Origin of the sequence: Bradyrhizobium sp. KBS0727 (assembly GCF_005937885.2) — a bacterium.
In the GTDB taxonomy this organism is placed as follows: Bacteria; Pseudomonadota; Alphaproteobacteria; order Rhizobiales; family Xanthobacteraceae; genus Bradyrhizobium.
On the sequence record NZ_CP042176.1, the window covers coordinates 7153087 to 7172365 of the forward strand.

Sequence of the window (19279 nt, forward strand, 5' to 3'; positions counted from 1 at the left end):
CGCGAACCGGGGCCACTTCGCTTGAAAACGCTACGGTACCTTGACTTCCGCGCCATCTCCCCCGAAAGAGCCGTCTCCCGCCCGCGGCCGTGCTCGGCGTGCGTTTCGCAATCAGGCTCCCCGCAATCGAAATTCACGCTAAATCATTGAAGACGCGTGATTTCTGGGGACTGTCCGAAACCGCTTCGCGTCCTGTCGCGTTGTTCCCTATATTGATTTGATGCCGGATCAGATGCGCAGCTACCTCGACTTCGAAAAACCCGTCGCCGAACTCGAGGCCAAGGTCGACGAGTTGCGCGCGCTCGCCGCAACCGGCAGCGACATCGGCGACGAGATTTCGCGGATCGAGGACAAGGCGTCGCAGGCGCTGACGGACCTCTACGGCAACCTGACGCCGTGGCAGAAGACGCTGGTGGCGCGGCATCCGCAGCGGCCGCACTTCACCGATTTCGTCAATGCGCTGATATCCGAATTCACGCCGATGGCGGGCGACCGCAAGTTCGGCGAGGACGAGGCGCTGATAGGCGGCTTCGGCCGCTTCCGCGGCGAAAGCATCTGCGTCATCGGCCAGGAAAAGGGCGCCACCACCGAGAGCCGTATCAAGCATAATTTCGGCATGGCGCGTCCCGAAGGCTACCGCAAGGCGGTCCGCCTGATGGAGATGGCCGACCGGTTCGGTATCCCGGTGCTGTCGATCGTCGATTCGGCCGGCGCCTATCCCGGCATCGGCGCCGAAGAACGCGGACAGGCGGAAGCGATCGCGCGCTCCACCGACGCCTGCCTGTCGCTCGGCGTACCCAATGTCGCGATCGTCACCGGCGAAGGCATGTCCGGCGGCGCCATCGCCATTACCACCGCCAACAAGGTGCTGATGTTCGAACACGCAATCTATAGCGTGATCTCGCCGGAGGCGGCATCCTCGATCCTGTGGCGCGACGGCACCAAGGCCCAGGAAGCCGCGACCAGCATGAAGATCACGGCGCAGGACATGCTGCGATTCGGCGTCATCGACCGGATCCTGAAGGAGCCCGCGGGCGGCGCCCACCGCGATTCGGCCGCCATGATCGCGGCCACCGGCGATGCCATCGCGCAGGCCTTGGACGACCTCCGCAACCTCGATCCGGACGGCGTCCGGCGGCAGCGGCGGCAGAAATTCCTCGATATCGGCCGGAAGCTTGGCTAGGGGCCACGGGTGCCGATCGAGCCATGAACATGGCCATAACACTTTGTTTTAACACCATTTTTTAAGCAAGCCGGGTTCCGATTCGCCCGGAAACGCTCTGGTGCCGCCCGCAAAACCGCCCATTTTTTGTCAAATCATTGATCTCGGCCGCAATTAGGCCCCGAGCCCGTTCTTTAACTCCTGTTGACCATGCCCACCGTGGAACCGGCCGGCATGGCGGGTACGGGTTGCGACCAAATGGGCCAAAGGGTAAGATTTTATACATTGGCTTCAGGGCATGACGCTGTGGTTGGGGTGCGAAAATTGCCCGATGGGTGTGGAGCTTAGCCTTTGAAATACCGCTCGCTGGTTCGCGCGCTCGTCACGTCGGTTGCCCTTGCGGGTGCCGGTGTGCTGATGGCCGGCTGCAACAGCGACGAAATCTCCCTCGCCACCAACGCCAAGGCCAACCAGCCGGTGCCGCCGAAGCTGATCCAGGCGATGGTCGAAAAGGACATGGACCTGAATTCGCCGGTGCTGGTCCGGCTGTTCAAGCAGGAAGCCGAGCTTGAGGTCTGGAAGCAGGATCGCTCTGGACGCTTTGCGCTGTTGAAGACCTATCCGATCTGCCGCTGGTCGGGCGACCTCGGACCCAAGGTCCGCGAAGGCGACCGTCAGGCGCCGGAAGGCTTCTACAATATTTCGCCGGCGCAGATGAATCCGCAGTCGGCCTACTACCTCTCCTTCAACACCGGCTATCCCAACGCGTTCGACCGCGCGCTCGGCCGCACCGGTTCGCAGTTGATGGTGCACGGCGATTGCTCCTCGCGCGGTTGCTACGCGATGACCGACGAGCAGATCGCGGAAATCTATTCGCTCGGCCGCGAATCGTTTTTTGGCGGCCAGAAATCGTTCCAGCTGCAGGCCTATCCGTTCCGGATGACGCCGATCAACATGGCGAAGCATCGCAACAACCCGAACATGCCGTTCTGGAAAATGATCAAGGAAGGCTACGATCATTTCGAGGTGACAAAGCAGGAGCCGAAGGTCGATTTCTGCGAAAAGAAATACGTGTTCGATGCCACCCGGGCGCCGAATGCCACGCGTGACCCGGTATTCGACGCCGCCGCCAAATGCCCGGCCTACGCCATCCCGGAAGAAGTCGCCAACGCCGTGCGCGAGAAGCAGACCACCGATCTCGCCGAGACCACCAAGCTGATTGCCAAGGGAACGCCGGTTGCGCGGATCAATACCGGCATCGACGGCGGCATGAACAAGATATTCGCCGCCCGCGTGCCTGACGGCAACACCGGCCTGTCCGAAGGCGGCGACAGCCAGGGCCTGTCGGTGCTGGCGATGTCGCGCGCACCAGGCACCATTCCTTCGACGGTCAATCCGCCCCGCGCACCGGCTTCGCCGTCCGACAACCTGCTGCAGGGCGCGCCCGAAGAGCCGAAATTGGCGGCAGCACCGGCGCCGACGGCCGGCCCGACGCGGGTCGCGAACGCCGCTCCGTCTGGGCAATCCGACGGCTTCTTCTCCAGCCTCGCCCGCAAGGTCGGCATCGGCGGCAGCGCGGATGCGACCGCCACCACCGCAAGCGCACCGCCGCCCGCGAAGCCGAAGGTGATCGAGGCCAAGCGGACTGAACCGTCGCCGCGCCCGGAAGCGTCAGTACCGAAGACCGCAGCGCCGAAGGTTGCCGCCGTCAAGCCGGCGTTGAAGCCGTCCGTCTCCGATGCGCCGGCGCAAGCCGCCGCACCTGCACCCTCAGCACCCAGTCAGGTTGCGGGATCAGCGCCGATCATGTCGTCGAACTCGTTCGACAGCCGCTTCGGGGCGATGAAGTAAGCGCGAAGCGCTTCCGACAACTGCCACACAAAACTCTCCCGTCATGCCCCGCGAAAGCGGGGCATCCAGTAGTCCGTGAATTTGTGGTTATCGCGCCAACGCGGCGTACTGGATCATCCGCTTTCGCGGATGATGACATCGGTGCGAGATCAAGTCCCGCTCAGGCGTAGCGTTATCAGCAACTTTGCAGCCGTGGATTGCCCCTGTCAACTTCTTGTCTAGCTGACTTTGAATTGTACTTCCGAATTTCGACCAAGGTAGAGCTGCAAATTCCGCCCCGTGCCTGATCCTAAGAAGTATTTACCAAGGTTCTGAACGGACAAAAAACCACCCTTACTAAGCCGAGCGAAAGAAATCCCTGCCAATCTGCCTCCAATACAACAAGAGGCAGACAATGTCCCTGATCATTCGACTCTTCTTCGTCGTGCTGTGTGCTTGTGCTGGCTCCGCTGTCGGCGGCGCACAATTTGTAGACCCGGCGGACTCTTACCAATCAGCGTCTGAGTAGGGGCGATACGATATGCCCTTGTTGCGCTTCCTTGGCGTTGTCGGCCCAGCACTTCTGATGTTGCTGTTGGCAGTGAATTGGCTCATGCCCGAGGCCATTGCCGAACGAACTCACAAAGAAATCCAGAGGCCCGCTATCAGGATTAGTTCAATCGAAAAACTGCCCGAACGGGTAGTTTTCGATACCAGCCTTCCGCAAAGTGCAATTCCGCCTACGGCAATCCCAACTGCGATAGAGCTTCCTCAATCGGCATTTGCATTCGTGCAGATAACACCAGGCCCATTGCCAGCGTTCTCAACCTTGGCTGAGACGGTTCCGAAGAAGCCCATTCCTGTAAAACGTGACCCGGCAAGAAAGGTGGCCATCCATCGTGCGCCGCTTCAGGCGCTTACTGCGGCTATGAAGAATTACAACGCACGTGAAGCGCAACCTAATACGAGACCACCCATCAGGACGACGCTTCTGGACGATATTGCTGGGCGCTTTGGGCAAATGTTCAAGGTGAATTGAGGTCAGCCGCCATCCGAAAGAGCGGCCTCGTGTTTCCTGACGATCTCTGTCAGCAGATAAAATCGATAGATCAGGTGAAATCCAACAAAAAGCCAAAAGACCCCGCCGAGCATTGCCCAGATTGAGAATACTCCGACGACGCCCTCGTAGATCATGTACAGGCCGAGAATTCCCATGATGTATAGCCCATAAAAGTATGGGAGGAGCCCGAGCAAAGCTAAGAGGAATTTCCGGCTCCGTCGACGCTCAACGGATACAAGAAAATAATAAGTGAAAAGACCTACTGAGGCAGCGACGCCACCCAGAACCGGTGCGTATGTGTACAAGTAGTGATCTTGGGGTCTCCCCAATCGGATGAATTCAACGATTCCATAAATCATTGCGAAAAGAATTGGCACTTCAATTCTGGCTGCGACGACATCTCCCTTCGCACCTTTCAACTCTGGAGCTACCGTGATTTTGTTCATTCGATAAATTCCCGCATCACCTTGTCGTCGATTGTCTCAGCAGCCAGATGACAGCGGACTCTCGCCAGAATTTCGAAACACGGATTATCTGCCGCAGCATGCCCGCTGAAGTCTTGCCGTGGCAATGATCCCGCTCACGGTAAGCGATGTAATCATCGATAACGGCTGCGAATAGTTTGGATTCTAGCGGAAGGCCCTGCTCGGCCCTCAGATGTACCTGGCCGAAGCCAAAAGCCGAATGCGGGCATCGAAAATGCCCTCTCGCTTGAAAAGCGTGAGCCTGCCATCTTCAAGATAGCGAGCGCCTTCTATCCGTGATGCCCCTGAAGAACAGCAAGCACCACCAGGATCGAAAGCATTCCAATTATTGTGGGGCGTTAGTCGCCCCACTAAGTTATTGAAATGGCTAGCTAAGCGTACCGGCCGTGGCAGTGCTTATACTTCTTGCCGGAGTTGCACGGACAATCCTCGTTGCGGCCGACCTTGCCCCAGCTTGCGGGGTTGTTCGGATCACGGTCGGCGGCAGCCGCCTGAGGCACCAGCGAGGCGCTGGCGAACGCCATCTCGTCTTCGCCGGTATTGGGATCGAGCTTGTGCGCTTCCATCAGCGGCAAGGGCGGCTGCTGCTCTTCCGGCGGCACGATTTCGACCCGCATCAACTGCGCCGTCACTGCCTCGCGCAAATGCGCGATCATCGCCTCGAACAGGCTGAACGCCTCCGACTTGTATTCCTGCAACGGATCGCGCTGGCCGTAGCCGCGCAGGCCGATCACCTGGCGCAGGTGGTCGAGCATGATCAGATGCTCGCGCCAGAGGTGATCGAGCGTCTGCAGCAAAATGGTCTTCTCGACGTAGCGCATCACGTCGGGGCCCCATTGCGCGACCTTCGCCGCCATGTGCTCGTCGACGTGCTTCTCGATACGCGACAGCAATTCCTCGTCGGCGATGCCTTCTTCCTTGGCCCAGGCGTCGACCGGCAGGTCGATGTCGAGCACGCGCTTCAATTCGTCCTTCAGTCCGGCGACGTCCCACTGCTCGGCATAGGCATGCTCGGGCACGTGCTTGGCGACGACGTCCTCGACGAAAGCGTGGCGCATGTCGGCGACGGTCTCGGCGACGCTGTCGTCCTTCATCAGGTCGATGCGCTGGTCGAAGATCACCTTGCGCTGGTCGTTCTGGACGTTGTCGAACTTGAGCAGGTTCTTGCGGATGTCGAAGTTGCGGGCCTCGACCTTCTGCTGCGCCTTCTCCAGCGCCTTGTTGATCCAGGGATGGATGATCGCCTCACCCTCTTTCAGGCCGAGCCGCGTCAGCATGGAGTCGAGCCGGTCGGATCCGAAGATCCGCATCAGGTCGTCTTCCAGCGACAGGAAGAACTTGGAGCGGCCGGGATCGCCCTGGCGGCCGGAGCGGCCGCGGAGCTGGTTGTCGATGCGGCGGGATTCATGCCGTTCCGAGCCGATGATATAGAGGCCGCCCGGCTTCCTGATGGTCTTCGCGGGCTTGCCGCCCTTGGCGGGTTCGATCTCGACCTGGTCCTCGGCCTTCAGCACGATCTCGCGGAAACGCTCGACGTCGGCCTTGATGAGCTCGATCTTGGCGGCCTTCTCGACCTCGTCGGTAATCCCGGCGGTCTCGTGCAGGATCCGCATATCGAGCGAACCGCCGAGCTTGATGTCGGTACCGCGGCCGGCCATGTTGGTCGCGATCGTGATCGCGCCGGGGACGCCGGCTTCGGCGACGATATAGGCTTCCTGTTCGTGGAAGCGCGCGTTCAGCACCGCAAACAGCTTGGCCGGCTTGCCGGCCCGGGCCGCGGCATAGAGCTTGTCCATGCCGGATTCCGCGCCGAAATCGATCTGCTTGTAGCCGTGCTTCTTGAGGTATTCGGCGATCACTTCCGACTTCTCGATCGAAGCGGTGCCGACCAGCACCGGCTGCAGCCGCGCATTGGCGCGTTCGATCTCCGCCAGAATCGCGGCGTATTTCTCGTTCTGGGTCCGGTAGACCTCGTCGTCCTCATCCAGACGCGCGATGTTCACATTGGTCGGGATCTCCACGACCTCGAGCTTGTAGATGTCGAACAATTCGTCGGCTTCGGTCAGCGCCGTACCGGTCATGCCGGCGAGCTTTTCGTACATCCGGAAATAATTCTGGAAGGTGATCGAGGCCAGCGTCTGGTTTTCCGGCTGGACCTGGACGTGCTCCTTGGCTTCCAGCGCCTGGTGCAGGCCCTCGGAATAACGGCGGCCCTGCATCATGCGGCCGGTGAACTCGTCGATGATGACAACTTCGCCGTCGCGGACGATGTAGTCCTTGTCGCGATTGAACAGCGAGTGGGCGCGCAGCGCCTGGTTGATGTGATGCACGACGGAGACGTTCTCGACGTCGTAGAGCGTTTCACCCTTGAGCTGGCCGGCGTCGCGCAGCAGCGTCTCGATCTTCTCCATGCCGGCTTCGGTCAGCGTCACAGTGCGCTGCTTCTCGTCGACGTCGTAATCGGTCTTGTCGAGCTTGGGCAGGAAGGTGTCGATGGTGTTGTAGAATTCCGAGCGGTCGTCGAGCGGGCCGGAAATGATCAGCGGCGTGCGCGCCTCGTCGATCAGGATCGAGTCGACTTCGTCGACGATGGCGTAGAAGTGGCTGCGCTGGACCATGTCCTCGAGCCGGTACTTCATGTTGTCGCGCAGATAGTCGAAACCGTATTCGTTGTTGGTGCCGTAGGTGATGTCGCAGGCGTAGGAGTTCTTGCGCTCGGCATCGTCGAGGCCGTGGACGATCACGCCGGTGGTCATGCCGAGGAAGCTGTAGATCTGGCCCATCCATTCGGAGTCGCGCTTGGCGAGGTAGTCGTTGACGGTGACGACGTGGACGCCCTTGCCGGCGAGCGCGTTGAGGTACACCGCGAGCGTCGCGACCAGCGTCTTGCCTTCACCGGTCTTCATCTCGGCGATGTCGCCCTCGTGCAGCACCATGCCGCCGATCAGCTGGACGTCGAAATGGCGCTGGCCGAGGGTGCGCTTGGCGGCCTCGCGCACGGTGGCGAAGGCCGGGACCAGGATGTCGTCGAGCGTCTTGCCGTCGGCGAGTTGCTGGCGGAATTCGGCGGTTCGGGCCTTCAGCGCCTCGTCCGACAACGCGGCGAGCTCGGGCTCAAGCGCGTTGATGGCGTTGACGCGGGACTGATATCCCTTCACCCGCCGGTCGTTGGCGGAGCCGAAAAACTTGCGGGCGAGCGCGCCGATCATGCCAATTCCTGCCTTTGCCGTGCTTGCGTTTGAGCCGTGACGTGGTCCACCAGGTTGCCTATCAACTCACCGTGACGCGCCGCGGCTAACTCCCCTGTCGAGGGGGTCATCCGCCTAGTGAGTGGGAATTAAGCAATCCAAGGTTCAACGGCAAAAACCGCAGCAAAATAAGCTTAATACCGTTGATAGGTTCCGGCAGAGATATGGCTGGGCCGGAGGGTTGTCAACGCTAGCCGTATGTCAAGGAATTCATCATTTTGACAGACTTTTCGCGTTGCCAAGCCCTCACGATTGGGCGAGTGTCCCGGCGCCTTTGGCGTTCCCCTTCTTCAAGACAAGGATTTTGCATGACCTCCTCGTTCCCGGAAACGAAAACCGGCCTGCGCTTCGGCTTGGCCGCCCTGGCCGTGACCGGCTGCCTGGCCGCGCTTTTGGCCGCCGGCCCGGTCCGCGCCGAGGACAATCCCGTTCTCGCCAAGGTCAACGGCGTGGAGATCCGCCAGAGCGACGTCGCGCTTGCCGAAGAGGAACTCGGCCCCAGCCTCGCGCAGATGGACCCGGCCACCAAGAAGGACAACGTGCTGTCCTTCTTGATCGACCTGAGGATCGTCGCCAAGGCCGCCGAGGACAAGAAGGTCGAGAATTCCGAGGACTTCAAGCGGCGGATGTCGTTCACGCGCAGCCGTCTCCTGATGGACAGCCTGCTGGCCACCGAAGGCAAGGCCGCGACCACCGATGAGGCCATGAAGAAGGTCTATGAGGAGGCCTCCAAGCAGATCACCGGCGAACTGGAAGTTCATGCCCGCCACATCCTGGTCGAGACCGAGGACGAGGCCAAGGCGATCAAGGCCGAGCTGGACAAGGGCGCGGATTTCGCCGAGCTGGCCAAGAAGAAGTCCAAGGATCCCGGCGCGTCCGACGGCGGCGACCTCGGCTTCTTCACCAAGGAGCAGATGGTGCCGGAATTCTCCGCCGTCGCCTTCACGCTCGATCCCGGCAAGATCTCCGATCCCGTCAAGTCCCAGTTCGGCTGGCATATCATCAAGGTCGAGGAAAAGCGCAGCCGCAAGGCGCCCGATTTCGAGCAGGTCAAGGCGCAGATCGAGACCTATGTGACGCGCAAGGCGCAGGCCGAATACGTCGGAAAGCTGCGGGAAGCGGCCAAGATCGAGCGCATGGACAAGCCGGCCGAGACCGCCGCGAAGCCGGATGCGCCCAAGCCTGAAACCGTCAAGCCTGAAACGGCCCCGGCGAAGCCCGACGCGGCGAAGGATTCCAAGATGGCGCCGGCGAAGAAGTAAATCGACTTCGCGATCGGTTTTCAGTATTGAGACGTCATGCCCGGCCTTGTGCCGGGCATCCACGTCTTAAGACCTTCACTGATGGGTGCTGAAGACGTGGATGGCCGGGTCAAGCCCGGCCATGACGATCCCCACGTTTTTGGATTTTGCCCATGTCCACAGCTGTTTCTCCTCTCGCCCCGACCGATGTCCCCGCAATGCCCGCGATTGCGGGCGTGAAGCTTGCCACCGCGGCGGCCGGCATCCGCTACAAGGGGCGCACCGACGTGCTGCTGGCCGTCATGGACAAGGGCACGGCCGTCGCCGGTGTCTTCACCAAGTCGAAATGCCCGTCCGCGCCGGTCGAATGGTGCCGCGCCAAGCTCGGTCCCGGCAAAGCGCGTGCGCTGGTGGTGAATTCCGGCAATGCCAACGCCTTCACCGGCAAGAGCGGCCGGCAATCGACGGCGCTGACGGCCTCGATCGCCTCGAAAGCGGTCGGCTGCAGCGCCAATGAGGTGTTCCTCGCTTCCACCGGCGTGATCGGCGAACCGCTCGACGCCACCAAGTTCGACGGCGTGCTGGCGACTTTGGCGACAAACGCCGCGCCTGACGACTGGATGGGTGCCGCGAAGGCGATCATGACCACCGACACCTTCCCGAAGGTCGCAACCGCGACGGTGAAGCTCGGCAAGGCCAAGGTCACCATCAACGGCATGGCCAAGGGCGCCGGCATGATCGCGCCGGATATGGCGACGATGCTTTCATTCGTGTTCACCGATGCACCGCTGTCATCCGCCGTGCTGCAGGCGCTGCTCAAGAGCGGCGTCGAGGACACCTTCAATGCCCTCACCATCGACAGCGACACTTCGACCTCGGACACCCTGCTCGCCTTCGCCACCGGTGCTGCCGCCGCAAATGGCGCACCAAAGATTACCCGCGCCAGCGACCCCCGGCTGAAGGCATTTGCAAAAGCGTTCCGCGAAGTGCTGGCCGATCTCGCCGAGCAGGTGGCGCGCGACGGCGAAGGCGCCCGCAAGCTGGTCGAAATCATCGTCGACGGCGCCACCACCAAGACGTCCGCGCGCAAGATCGCGATGTCGATCGCGAACTCGCCGCTGGTGAAGACCGCGATCGCCGGCGAGGACGCCAATTGGGGCCGCGTGGTGATGGCCGTCGGCAAGGCCGGCGAGCCCGCCAATCGCGACAAGCTGTCGATCTCGTTCAACGGCATCCGCGTCGCCAAGAGCGGCGCGCGCGATCCGTCCTACAACGAGGCTGAGGTCTCCGAGGTGATGAAGAACCCGAAGATCCAGATCAAGGTTTCGCTTGGGCTCGGCAAGGCCCGCGACCGCGTGCTGACCTGCGACCTCACCAAGGAATACGTCGCGATCAACGGCGATTACCGGTCGTGAATTTCACACCGTCCAGAGCGACCGCGCATGGCTGAGATCAAACTTGCCCTCGTGGTCGCCTGTGCCCTGGTCGACGCCGACAAGCGCGTGCTGATCGCGCAACGCCCGCAAGGCAAGGCGCTGGCCGGCCTGTGGGAATTCCCCGGCGGCAAGCTCGATCCCGGCGAGCGGCCGGAGCAGGCCCTGATCCGCGAATTGCGCGAAGAGATTGGCATCGACGTCGCCGAGCCCTGTCTGGCGCCGCTGACCTTCGCCAGCCACGCCTATGAGAGCTTCCATTTGTTGATGCCGCTCTACATCTGCCGGCGCTGGGAAGGCATGGTGACGGCGCGCGAAGGCCAGCAACTGGCGTGGGTCCGCGCCAACAAACTGCGCGATTACCCGATGCCGCCGGCGGACATTCCGCTAATCCCGCATCTGATCGATTTGTTGATGTAGGTGTTTCCGGCCTCATCCTGAAGAGCGGCGTCTTCGCCGCGTCTCGAAGGATGGCCGCAGACGGGCTGTTCATGGTTCGAGACGCGCGCAAGGGCGCGCTCCTCACCATGAGGACGAATACTAGGGCTTCACCCGCTTCACCGCCGCTTCCAGACTCGCTTTCGCCGATCCAGGCCGCAGCGGTTTAGGCTGGCTGTCATGCGGCGCCCAGCCGGATACCCAGATGATGTCGAAGGTGGCGCGGATGCGCCCGTCGGGATCGGCGAAGCGCTCGGCGTAAATCTGCGCCATCCGCAGCATCGTGGCGCGGCGGGTCGGTGTCCGCCGCCGCTCGATCAGAATGTTGGTCGCGCCCATTCGCCTGAGATCGGCCATCAATGCGAACGCGCTGTCGTAGCGCACCACGACGCGGTCGACGTCAGTGACCGGCAGCGCCAGCCCCGCGCGCTGCAGCAGCGCACCGATGTCGCGCAGATCGGCAAAGGGTGCGACGCGCGGCGACACGCCGCCTTCGCACTCGGCTTCCGCCGCGGCAAAGGATTGTCGCAACTCCGTCAGCGTGTCGCCGCCAATCATCGCCGCCAGCAATAGCCCGTCCGGCTTCAGCGCGCGGCGGATCTGCGCCAGCACGCCGGGCAGATCGTTGACGAACTGAAGCGCGAGCGCGGAGAGTGCGAGATCGAGCGATTCCGGCTCGAGCGGCAGGGTTTCCGATTCGTCGGGCGCGATGCGGACGATCGATTGGAATCGATCGGCGAGCGGCTTTCGCAGCAACTCACCGGGCGACCAGATTTCCGCGGCGTCGGTAAACCCGCGCGTCACCGCCTGCAGCCGGTCCGCCATATCCTCCGCGACACGATCGAGCAGGAATGTTACCGGCCCAGCCCGCCGTGCGCGATCCATCCGCGCCCGTAGCAAGGCGCGGTCGAACAAATGAGGCGCGACGTTCGGATTCGAAGCCATCCCGGTTGGTACGACGGTCGGCGGTCCATCTCAATCCCTCAAGATGGTGAGCGCGGCTTCGGCGGACCCGGACCGCAAAGAGGATATATTCCGCGAAATTCGACATGACCGCCCCTCCCGGCCAAGCTATCAATGCGCGCGCAGTTCGCGACCCAAGGGAGCACTGGACGATGATCACTTGCTACCTGCGATACGAAGTCCCTCTGGGTAAACTCGCCGAATTCGAGGCCTATGGCAGGATGTGGATTGAACTGGTGCCGAGATTCGGCGGCATCCATCACGGCTACTTCCTGCCTTCCGAAGGGGCGAGCGACATTGCCCTCGCGATGTTCAGCTTCCCGAGCCTTGCAGCCTACGAACAATACCGGAAAGACAGCGCCGGAGATCCGGACGTTCAGAAAGCGATCGACTTTGCGAAGCAAACCCGCTGCTTCATCCGGTATGAACGATCATTCTTCCGGCCAGTGTTTCCCGGAGAGGCGGCCGTGGGATCGGCTTGAGCCTGACGCCGGACGGCGCTAGCCTCTCCTGATGGACGCCGAGGCATCACCACCACGCTCCATCGCCAGTCATCTGCGCGGCGCGCTGCGAGCGTGCCGCGGCGCGTTCGCGCATATCCCACGCCTCGCACTCGACATTGCGCTGCCGACCCTGTGCGTCTCCTGCCGCGAGCCGGTCGATGGCGAGGGCGTCTGTGCGGACTGCTGGGCCAAACTGTCGTTCATCGCGCCGCCCTTCTGCCCGCGGCTCGGCATTCCCTTTATCTACGATCCCGGGCCGGAATTGCTGTCGATGGAGGCGATCGCCAATCCGCCGGCCTATCAACGCGCCCGCGCCGCGGTGCGCTATGACGATGTCGCGCGCACGCTGGTCCATGCCCTGAAATACCAGGACCGCACCGATCTCGCGCCGGCCATGGGCCGCTGGATGGCCCGCGCCGGCCAGGAACTGCTCGACGCGGCCGACGTGCTGGTGCCGGTTCCGCTGCATTGGCGGCGCGGCTGGAGCCGGCGTTACAACCAGTCCGGTGCGCTGGCACGGGTGATTTCGCGCCAAAGCGGCGTGAAACTGGCCACCGAGGCGCTGCGGCGGGTGCGCGCGACCGAGCAGCAGATCGGCCTGTCGCGGCCGCAGCGCGCCAGCAACGTGCAGGGCGCCTTCAAGGTCGCCACCGAGCGTAGCGCCGATATTGCCGGACGCCGCGTCATCCTGGTCGACGACGTCCTGACCTCGGGCGCCACGGCGGATGCCTGCGCCCGTGCCCTGCTGCGCGCCAAGGCTGCGCAGGTCGACGTGCTGGTATTCGCGCGGGTTGTGGACACTCACCGGGCTCCCATATAATTCAAAGCCTTATAGTTCAGAATCTTGCGAGCCAGAGCGCCCCATGACCGCTGCCGTTGAAATCTACACCCGTCCGGGCTGCGGCTATTGCACCGCCGCCAAATCGCTGCTGACGCGCAAGAATGCCGCGTTCACCGAATTGAGCGTCGCCAGCGACCCCGCTTTTCGCGATCAGATGTATAATCGTGCCGGCGACGGCACGACCTTTCCGCAGATCTTCATCGGTGCAACCCATGTCGGCGGTTGCGACGAGCTTTACGCGCTGGACCGCGCGGGCAGGCTCGACGCCATGCTGGCGGGAGAAAAGGCCTCATCATGAGCGCTGACCAGAGCTTTACCGCCGCCATGGTGCAGATGCGCACGGGGCTGTTGCCCGAGCCGAGCCTCGAGCAAGGCACCCGACTGATCCGCGAGGCGGCCGCGCAGGGCGCCGATTATGTGCTCACCCCCGAGGTGAGCAACATGATGCAATTGAACCGCAAGGCGCTGTTCGAGCATCTCGCGTCAGAGGAAGACGACCTGTCGCTGAAGGCCTATCGCGAACTGGCGAAGGAATTGAATATCCATCTCCATATCGGCTCGCTGGCGCTGCGCTTTTCGCCCGAGAAGGCGGTCAACCGCTCGTTCCTGATCGGGCCCGACGGCAACGTGCTCGCCTGCTACGACAAGATCCACATGTTCGACATCGATCTGCCCAGCGGCGAGAGCTATCGCGAATCCGCCAACTACCAGCCGGGCGAGACCGCCGTAATCTCGGACCTGCCATGGGGCCGCATCGGTCTGACGATCTGCTACGACGTCCGCTTTCCGGCGCTGTATCGCGCGCTGGCCGAATCCGGCGCCTCGTTCCTCACCGTGCCCTCGGCCTTCACCAAAAAGACCGGCGAAGCGCATTGGCACACGCTGCTGCGCGCCCGCGCCATCGAGAACGGCTGCTTCGTGTTCGCTGCGGCGCAGGCCGGCATGCACGAGAACAAGCGCGAGACATTCGGACATTCGCTGATCATCGCCCCCTGGGGCGAGATTTTGGCCGAAGGCGGCGTCGAGCCCGGCGTATTCCTCGCCAAGATCGATCCCTCTAAAGTTGAGACCGCGCGGAAAACCGTGCCGTCGCTGCAACATGGAAGGCGCTTCGGCATTGCCGACCCCAAGGCCGGCCCGGAGCACCTGCACCTGGTCCGGGGCTCGGCATGATCAGGTACAACTTACGCTGCGCGAAGGGCCACAGCTTCGAAAGCTGGTTCCAGAGCTCGGCGGCGTATGAAAGCCAGGAGAAGCGCAGACTGGTGAGCTGCCCCGCCTGCGGCTCGGTCAAGGTCGAACGCGCCATCATGGCCCCGCAGATCATCAGCAAGAAGGGCCGCGAGGCCGCCGTACCCACGCCGGCCGACGCGCCGACGACAGACGCAACGGCACAGGGATCGACACCGTTGCTGATGGCGCAGGAGCTCGAGCTGCGCGCCAAGATCAAGGAATTGCGCGACCATATCGTCAAGAACGCCGACAATGTCGGCGAGCGTTTCCCCAACGAAGCGCGCAAGATGCATTACGGCGATATCGAACATCGCCCGATCTATGGCGAGGCCTCGCCCGAGGAAGCGCGTTCCCTGATCGACGAAGGCGTCGAAGTCTCGCCGCTGCCGGTGCTGCCGGACGACCGGAATTGACGCGTGGCGTCATCCGGGATGCGCGCAGCGCAGCCCCGGAATCTCGAGATTCCGGGTTCGATGCTTCGCATCGCCCCGGAATGACTCCCTTACTCCGAGGACCCCAACATGAGCCCGGACACCTTTCCTTCCTGGCTGCCCTGGGCGGTGCTCTCGGCCGTCTTCGCGGCCCTCACCGCGATCTTCGCCAAGGTCGGCATCGAGGACATCAATTCCGATCTGGCGACCCTGATCCGCACGGTCGTCGTGCTGATCAGCCTGGCTTTGATCCTGTTTGCCACAGGCAAGCTCGGCCAGACCGGTTCGATCTCGACCAAGACCTGGATTTTCCTGGTGCTGTCCGGTCTCGGCACCGGCGCGTCGTGGCTCTGCTATTTTCGCGCGCTGAAACTCGGTCCGGCGACGCTGGTGGCGCCGATCGACAAACTCAGCGTCGTGCTGGTGGCGCTATTCGGCGTGGTGTTTCTCGGCGAGCGGCCGTCGATGAACGGCTGGCTCGGGATCGCGCTGATAGCCGCCGGCGCGGTGATCATTGTCATTAAACGCTAACCAGCAGCGCCACCCCGACCACGATCAGCACGATGCCGGACAATTCACGCGCGGACAGCGGCTGCTTGAACGAATAATACGCCACCGCCTGCGCGAACAACACCTCGACCAGCGCCAGCGTGCGCACATTGGCCGCCGCCGTCAGCGCAAACGCAAGGAACCAGAATTGCGAGGCGAACGCGCCCATGAAGCCCGCGAACATCGAGGGCCGCCACAGCCCGAAAATCTTCCTCAGCACGTCGGGCGCGCGCGCCAGCAGATAGATCGTCAGCACCAGCGTCTGCACGAACAGGCCGAACACCAGCGTGTAGGAGGCCGCCGTCACGAAGGAGACGCCGGGTACGACGATCACGGCGCCGCGAAAGCCGACCGCCGACAGCGCGAACGCCGCAGCGGCCGCAAGACCCAGCAGCGTCGGCTTGAGATCCGCAAAACCCTTTTCGGCGCCCGGGCGCAGTGCTGCAATGACCACGCCCGCCGTCGCGATCAGGATCGCGATCACCTTCAGCACGGTCAAATGATCGCCGAGAAACACGAATCCGAAGATCGCGGTCTGGATCGCCTCGGTCTTGAGGTAGGCCGTCGTCACCACGAAGGAGCGGTCGTTCATCGCCAGCAGCATCATGCCGGTGCCGACGATCTGGCAGAGCGCGCCGAGCAGCAGCCACGGCCAGAACACCGCGGTCGGCCACGGAATCGGGTCGCCGGTCACGGCTACCACGACCGCGAAGAACACAATCGAGAACGGAAAGCCGAACAGGAAGCGGATATTGGTCGCGCCCCAGGTCCCGAGCGGCACCGTCAGCGATCGCTGCATCGCATTGCGGGCGACCTGCCCGAGTGCGGCGATGAAGGTGAAGGGAATCCAGAGCGTGGCGATGGAGAACATGGGATTTCCGGCCGGAAGGGGCCGCACCGTGCCGGGCACGGCGGGTCCGGTCAACCGTCAGAATTGCATGCGGCACCAACCACAACGTCGTCCCTGCGAGTGCAGGGGGGGGCGACGTTAATTCTGAGCCGGACTAAATCCCCTCGGCCACCACCATGTAGTTCACGTCCATGTCGGACGAGACGCTCCATTTGTCGGCGAGCGGGTTGTAGACCACGCCGGCCTGATCGGTGATGGTGAGCTTGTTGTTGGCGAGGTGCTGCGCCAGTTCGTCGGGGGTGACGAACTTGTCCCATTGATGGGTGCCGCGCGGCAGCCAGCGCAGCACATATTCCGCGCCGACGATCGCCAGCGCAAAGCTCTTCCAGTTGCGGTTCAGGGTCGAGACCACCATCAACCCGCCCGGCTTGAGCATCGCCGTGCAGCGGGCGAGGAACGCGCCGACATCGATGACATGCTCGATCACTTCCATCGCCAGCACGATGTCGAAGCGTTCGCGCACGTCCATCTCCTCGGCCGTGGTGCAGCGGTAATCGATCGACAGATGCCCCTTGTCGGCATGCAGCTTGGCGGCGGCGATATTGGTCGCCGACGGATCGATGCCGATCACCTGCGCGCCAAGCCGCGTGAACGGCTCGCACAACAGGCCGGCGCCGCAGCCGATATCGAGGATGCGCAGGCCAGCCAGGCAATTCAGGCTTTTGACGTTGCGCTCGAACTTGCGGCAGGCGGCGTCGCGGATATAGGTCAGCCGCAGCGGGTTGATCTTGTGCAGCGGGGCCATCTTGCCCTTGGGGTCCCACCACTCGTCCGACAGTTTTGAGAATTTCGCGACTTCGGCCGGATCAACCGTGCTGCCCGATACGCCCGAGAGATTTGCAGAAGAATTATGCTGGATGGCCATGTTTATGCGCCGACCGGTCGTGCGGTGATGGCATTGCGGAACGCCAGCGGCGACGCAATGGTGGAAATGGTTTCCTTGCCCTCGCCGACGCCGAGGATGGTCACGTCGCCGTAGTTCATGATGCGGCCGAGGATGCTCTGGTTGACGTCGACGCTCTCGACCTTGTCGAGGCTCATCTCGAAGGTGCGGCGCTTGATGAAGCCGGTCTTGTGGACGATCCGGAAATTTGTGACGTCGGTCTCGGTGGTCCAGCGATGGAACCAGGCGGTTGCCGTCCAGTACAACGCCGCAAGCCCGGCGATCGCCGCCAGCGAGAGGCAAACCAGCGTCAGCATGTCGGCGGTTACCATTCGGGAGAGAATCAGCAGGACCAGGGCCACGGCCCACGCCGCGAGCGCCGGCAGGTAAAACATCCAGTGAGCATTGGTGGAATACAGCACCTTCTCGCCGGGTTGCAGGATTTCGTCGATATAACGCCCCATACGCCCGTCCTGAATTAACCCGCCACTACAGTAATTTACGCCAAATCCGGGGTGAAAACCTGCCCCGGTTGCTTGCCCCGGGCCGCGCCGCTATGTATACGCCGCTTTCGGCCCGGGCGCTCCAATTTCCGTGCGGGTCACCTTACTTATCCTCACAGGGAATGCACGCGTCGTCATGGGCCGCCTCGTGATGAAATTCGGCGGTACGTCCGTCGCCAATATCGACCGAATCCGCAACGTCGCGCGGCATGTCAAACGCGAAGTCGACGCGGGGCATGACGTCGCCGTGGTGGTGTCGGCCATGTCCGGCAAGACCAACGAACTGGTGGAATGGTGCCGCGACGCCTCGCCGATGCATGATGCACGCGAATATGACGCCGTGGTCGCGTCCGGCGAGCAGGTCACCTCCGGACTGCTGGCCATCGCGCTGCAGGCGATCGGCATTCAGGCCCGTTCCTGGCAAGGCTGGCAGATCCCGATCCGGACCTCGGACGCCCACGCGTCGGCGCGGATCCTCGAGATCGACGGCGCCGAGATCGTCCACCGCTTCAAGGATCGCAGGGAAGTCGCCGTCATCGCCGGCTTCCAGGGCATCAATCCGCAGTCCAACCGAATCACCACGCTCGGGCGCGGCGGTTCGGACACGTCGGCGGTAGCGATCGCAGCCGCGCTCCACGCTGACCGCTGCGATATCTACACCGACGTCGATGGCGTCTATACGACAGACCCGCGCGTGGTTCCCAAGGCGCGGCGACTCGACAAGATCGCGTTCGAGGACATGCTGGAACTGGCCTCGCAGGGCGCCAAGGTGCTGCAGGTTCGTTCGGTGGAACTCGGCATGGTGCACAACATGCCGATATTCGTCCGTTCCAGCTTCGACAAGCCCGAAGACATCGACCCGCACGGCACGCCGCCGGGCACGCTGATCTGCAGCGAGGAGGAAATCATGGAAAGCCACGTCGTCACCGGCATCGCCTTCTCCAAGGACGAAGCCCAGATTTCCGTGCGCCAGATCGAGGACAAGCCGGGGGTGGCCGCCTCGATCTTCGGGCCGCTCGCGGATGCCAACATCAACGTCGACATGATCGTCCAGAACGTCTCCGAGGACGGCAAGACCACCGATCTCACCTTCACCGTTCCGGCCTCCGACTATAACCGTGCCCGCGACACCATTACCTCGTCGAAAGCCAAGATCGGCTATGCGCGGCTCGACAGCGCCACCGACGTCGCCAAGGTTTCCGTGATCGGCAGCGGGATGCGCAGCCATGCCGGCGTCGCAGCCCAGGCCTTCAAGGCGTTGTCCGAGCGCAATATCAACATCCGCGCCATCACCACCTCCGAGATCAAGTTCTCGGTACTGATCGACGCCGCCTATACCGAGCTCGCGGTGCGCACGCTGCATACGCTCTACGGGCTCGACAAAACCTAGAACGATTTTCTCTGCCTTTTCGCGCATCGGTTGATCGCCAAACCGCCCGTATTTTGACGGGTTATGCACTTCGCTACCGCAGCATGGTGCTGACACAGACGTTATTGGTTCTGGCAGGCGTTTTGCTTGGCAAAGCGAGCCTTGATTGGCTATACGGCCTGATAGGTGGGCTGCCG

At 62.6% G+C, this 19279-nt stretch carries 19 protein-coding genes; 13 read left to right on the forward strand and 6 right to left on the reverse strand.

Going from position 1 to position 19279, the window contains the following annotated elements; all coding sequences use genetic code 11:
- Positions 1-220: 220 nt before the first annotated feature.
- The 3 genes from FFI89_RS33445 (at position 221) to FFI89_RS33455 (ending at position 4031) form a co-directional block, all read left to right on the forward strand.
- A complete protein-coding gene (locus FFI89_RS33445) occupies positions 221-1183 on the forward strand; it encodes an acetyl-CoA carboxylase carboxyltransferase subunit alpha (RefSeq protein WP_138831701.1) in 963 nt (320 codons plus the stop codon).
- Positions 1184-1513: 330 nt separating this feature from the next.
- Positions 1514-3013 carry a murein L,D-transpeptidase family protein gene (locus FFI89_RS33450; protein WP_138831702.1) on the forward strand — a complete coding sequence of 500 codons (1500 nt, stop codon included), beginning with the start codon at positions 1514-1516 and terminating at the stop codon, positions 3011-3013.
- A gap of 520 nt (positions 3014-3533) precedes the next feature.
- Positions 3534-4031, forward strand: coding sequence for a hypothetical protein (locus FFI89_RS33455; protein WP_138831703.1), 498 nt, complete (start codon positions 3534-3536; stop codon positions 4029-4031).
- 2 nt (positions 4032-4033) lie between these two features.
- Here the strand turns inward: FFI89_RS33455 and FFI89_RS33460 are convergent, their stop codons facing one another.
- Together FFI89_RS33460 and secA are read right to left on the reverse strand one after the other, a co-directional pair.
- Positions 4034-4498, reverse strand: coding sequence for a hypothetical protein (locus FFI89_RS33460; protein WP_138831704.1), 465 nt, complete (start codon positions 4496-4498; stop codon positions 4034-4036).
- A 410-nt stretch (positions 4499-4908) separates the two neighbouring features.
- Complete coding sequence (gene secA, locus FFI89_RS33465) at positions 4909-7746, reverse strand: preprotein translocase subunit SecA (protein ID WP_138831705.1); 2838 nt, start codon at positions 7744-7746, stop codon at positions 4909-4911.
- A gap of 347 nt (positions 7747-8093) precedes the next feature.
- Here secA and FFI89_RS33470 point away from each other — a divergent pair, with 347 nt between their 5' ends.
- The 3 genes from FFI89_RS33470 to FFI89_RS33485 all read left to right on the forward strand — a co-directional run bounded on the left by FFI89_RS33470 (position 8094) and on the right by FFI89_RS33485 (position 10879).
- The gene (locus FFI89_RS33470; RefSeq protein ID WP_168213130.1) at positions 8094-9047 is read left to right on the forward strand and encodes a peptidylprolyl isomerase; all 954 of its coding nucleotides are present in this window, start codon (positions 8094-8096) and stop codon (positions 9045-9047) included.
- A gap of 152 nt (positions 9048-9199) precedes the next feature.
- Positions 9200-10441 (forward strand): bifunctional glutamate N-acetyltransferase/amino-acid acetyltransferase ArgJ, encoded by a 1242-nt coding sequence (gene argJ / locus FFI89_RS33480; protein ID WP_138831708.1) that lies wholly within the window; start codon positions 9200-9202, stop codon positions 10439-10441.
- A gap of 27 nt (positions 10442-10468) precedes the next feature.
- Positions 10469-10879 (forward strand): (deoxy)nucleoside triphosphate pyrophosphohydrolase, encoded by a 411-nt coding sequence (locus FFI89_RS33485; RefSeq protein ID WP_138831709.1) that lies wholly within the window; start codon positions 10469-10471, stop codon positions 10877-10879.
- A gap of 120 nt (positions 10880-10999) precedes the next feature.
- On the opposite strand, the gene FFI89_RS33490 is transcribed toward FFI89_RS33485, so the two are convergent.
- The gene (locus FFI89_RS33490) at positions 11000-11842 is read right to left on the reverse strand and encodes a methyltransferase domain-containing protein (RefSeq protein ID WP_138831710.1); all 843 of its coding nucleotides are present in this window, start codon (positions 11840-11842) and stop codon (positions 11000-11002) included.
- A gap of 170 nt (positions 11843-12012) precedes the next feature.
- Between FFI89_RS33490 and FFI89_RS33495 the strand changes: the two genes are divergently transcribed.
- The 6 genes from FFI89_RS33495 (at position 12013) to FFI89_RS33520 (ending at position 15399) form a co-directional block, all read left to right on the forward strand.
- The gene (locus tag FFI89_RS33495) at positions 12013-12342 is read left to right on the forward strand and encodes an NIPSNAP family protein (protein ID WP_138835942.1); all 330 of its coding nucleotides are present in this window, start codon (positions 12013-12015) and stop codon (positions 12340-12342) included.
- Between the two features lie 31 nt (positions 12343-12373).
- The gene (locus FFI89_RS33500) at positions 12374-13183 is read left to right on the forward strand and encodes a ComF family protein (RefSeq protein ID WP_138831711.1); all 810 of its coding nucleotides are present in this window, start codon (positions 12374-12376) and stop codon (positions 13181-13183) included.
- A 43-nt stretch (positions 13184-13226) separates the two neighbouring features.
- Positions 13227-13502 (forward strand): glutaredoxin 3, encoded by a 276-nt coding sequence (gene grxC / locus FFI89_RS33505; RefSeq protein WP_138831712.1) that lies wholly within the window; start codon positions 13227-13229, stop codon positions 13500-13502.
- Entirely contained in the window at positions 13499-14377 is an 879-nt protein-coding gene (locus FFI89_RS33510) for a carbon-nitrogen hydrolase family protein (protein WP_138831713.1), read from the forward strand. Before grxC ends, FFI89_RS33510 begins: the two co-directional genes overlap by 4 nt.
- Positions 14374-14850, forward strand: coding sequence for a DUF1178 family protein (locus tag FFI89_RS33515; protein WP_138831714.1), 477 nt, complete (start codon positions 14374-14376; stop codon positions 14848-14850). The genes FFI89_RS33510 and FFI89_RS33515 overlap by 4 nt, the downstream gene beginning before the upstream one ends.
- A gap of 108 nt (positions 14851-14958) precedes the next feature.
- Positions 14959-15399 carry an EamA family transporter gene (locus tag FFI89_RS33520; RefSeq protein WP_138831715.1) on the forward strand — a complete coding sequence of 147 codons (441 nt, stop codon included), beginning with the start codon at positions 14959-14961 and terminating at the stop codon, positions 15397-15399.
- Here FFI89_RS33520 and FFI89_RS33525 read toward each other — a convergent pair.
- The 3 genes from FFI89_RS33525 to FFI89_RS33535 form a co-directional block, all read right to left on the reverse strand.
- Positions 15389-16288 carry an EamA family transporter gene (locus FFI89_RS33525; RefSeq protein ID WP_138831716.1) on the reverse strand — a complete coding sequence of 300 codons (900 nt, stop codon included), beginning with the start codon at positions 16286-16288 and terminating at the stop codon, positions 15389-15391. The genes FFI89_RS33520 and FFI89_RS33525 overlap by 11 nt on opposite strands.
- Before the next feature lie 133 nt (positions 16289-16421).
- Entirely contained in the window at positions 16422-17192 is a 771-nt protein-coding gene (ubiG, locus tag FFI89_RS33530; RefSeq protein WP_138831717.1) for a bifunctional 2-polyprenyl-6-hydroxyphenol methylase/3-demethylubiquinol 3-O-methyltransferase UbiG, read from the reverse strand.
- Between the two features lie 2 nt (positions 17193-17194).
- Positions 17195-17674 (reverse strand): PH domain-containing protein, encoded by a 480-nt coding sequence (locus FFI89_RS33535; RefSeq protein ID WP_138831718.1) that lies wholly within the window; start codon positions 17672-17674, stop codon positions 17195-17197.
- 175 nt (positions 17675-17849) lie between these two features.
- On the opposite strand from FFI89_RS33535, the gene FFI89_RS33540 reads away from it, so the two are divergent.
- Positions 17850-19103 (forward strand): aspartate kinase, encoded by a 1254-nt coding sequence (locus tag FFI89_RS33540; protein WP_138831719.1) that lies wholly within the window; start codon positions 17850-17852, stop codon positions 19101-19103.
- The last annotated feature ends 176 nt before the right edge of the window (positions 19104-19279 follow it).

Bases quoted from the DNA above. Each gene is read 5' to 3' on its own strand.
- FFI89_RS33460 (WP_138831704.1), bottom strand. From the start codon at position 4,498: ATGAACAAAATCACGGTAGCTCCAGAGTTGAAAGGTGCGAAGGGAGAT.
- grxC (WP_138831712.1), top strand. From the start codon at position 13,227: ATGACCGCTGCCGTTGAAATCTACACCCGTCCGGGCTGCGGCTATTGC.
- FFI89_RS33535 (WP_138831718.1), bottom strand. From the start codon at position 17,674: ATGGGGCGTTATATCGACGAAATCCTGCAACCCGGCGAGAAGGTGCTG.
- FFI89_RS33495 (WP_138835942.1), top strand. From the start codon at position 12,013: ATGATCACTTGCTACCTGCGATACGAAGTCCCTCTGGGTAAACTCGCC.
- FFI89_RS33520 (WP_138831715.1), top strand. From the start codon at position 14,959: ATGAGCCCGGACACCTTTCCTTCCTGGCTGCCCTGGGCGGTGCTCTCG.
- FFI89_RS33455 (WP_138831703.1), top strand. From the start codon at position 3,534: ATGCCCTTGTTGCGCTTCCTTGGCGTTGTCGGCCCAGCACTTCTGATG.
- FFI89_RS33470 (WP_168213130.1), top strand. From the start codon at position 8,094: ATGACCTCCTCGTTCCCGGAAACGAAAACCGGCCTGCGCTTCGGCTTG.
- FFI89_RS33540 (WP_138831719.1), top strand. From the start codon at position 17,850: ATGGGCCGCCTCGTGATGAAATTCGGCGGTACGTCCGTCGCCAATATC.
- FFI89_RS33445 (WP_138831701.1), top strand. From the start codon at position 221: ATGCCGGATCAGATGCGCAGCTACCTCGACTTCGAAAAACCCGTCGCC.
- FFI89_RS33515 (WP_138831714.1), top strand. From the start codon at position 14,374: ATGATCAGGTACAACTTACGCTGCGCGAAGGGCCACAGCTTCGAAAGC.
- ubiG (WP_138831717.1), bottom strand. From the start codon at position 17,192: ATGGCCATCCAGCATAATTCTTCTGCAAATCTCTCGGGCGTATCGGGC.
- secA (WP_138831705.1), bottom strand. From the start codon at position 7,746: ATGATCGGCGCGCTCGCCCGCAAGTTTTTCGGCTCCGCCAACGACCGG.
- FFI89_RS33525 (WP_138831716.1), bottom strand. From the start codon at position 16,288: ATGTTCTCCATCGCCACGCTCTGGATTCCCTTCACCTTCATCGCCGCA.
- FFI89_RS33500 (WP_138831711.1), top strand. From the start codon at position 12,374: ATGGACGCCGAGGCATCACCACCACGCTCCATCGCCAGTCATCTGCGC.
- FFI89_RS33510 (WP_138831713.1), top strand. From the start codon at position 13,499: ATGAGCGCTGACCAGAGCTTTACCGCCGCCATGGTGCAGATGCGCACG.
- FFI89_RS33490 (WP_138831710.1), bottom strand. From the start codon at position 11,842: ATGGCTTCGAATCCGAACGTCGCGCCTCATTTGTTCGACCGCGCCTTG.
- argJ (WP_138831708.1), top strand. From the start codon at position 9,200: ATGTCCACAGCTGTTTCTCCTCTCGCCCCGACCGATGTCCCCGCAATG.
- FFI89_RS33485 (WP_138831709.1), top strand. From the start codon at position 10,469: ATGGCTGAGATCAAACTTGCCCTCGTGGTCGCCTGTGCCCTGGTCGAC.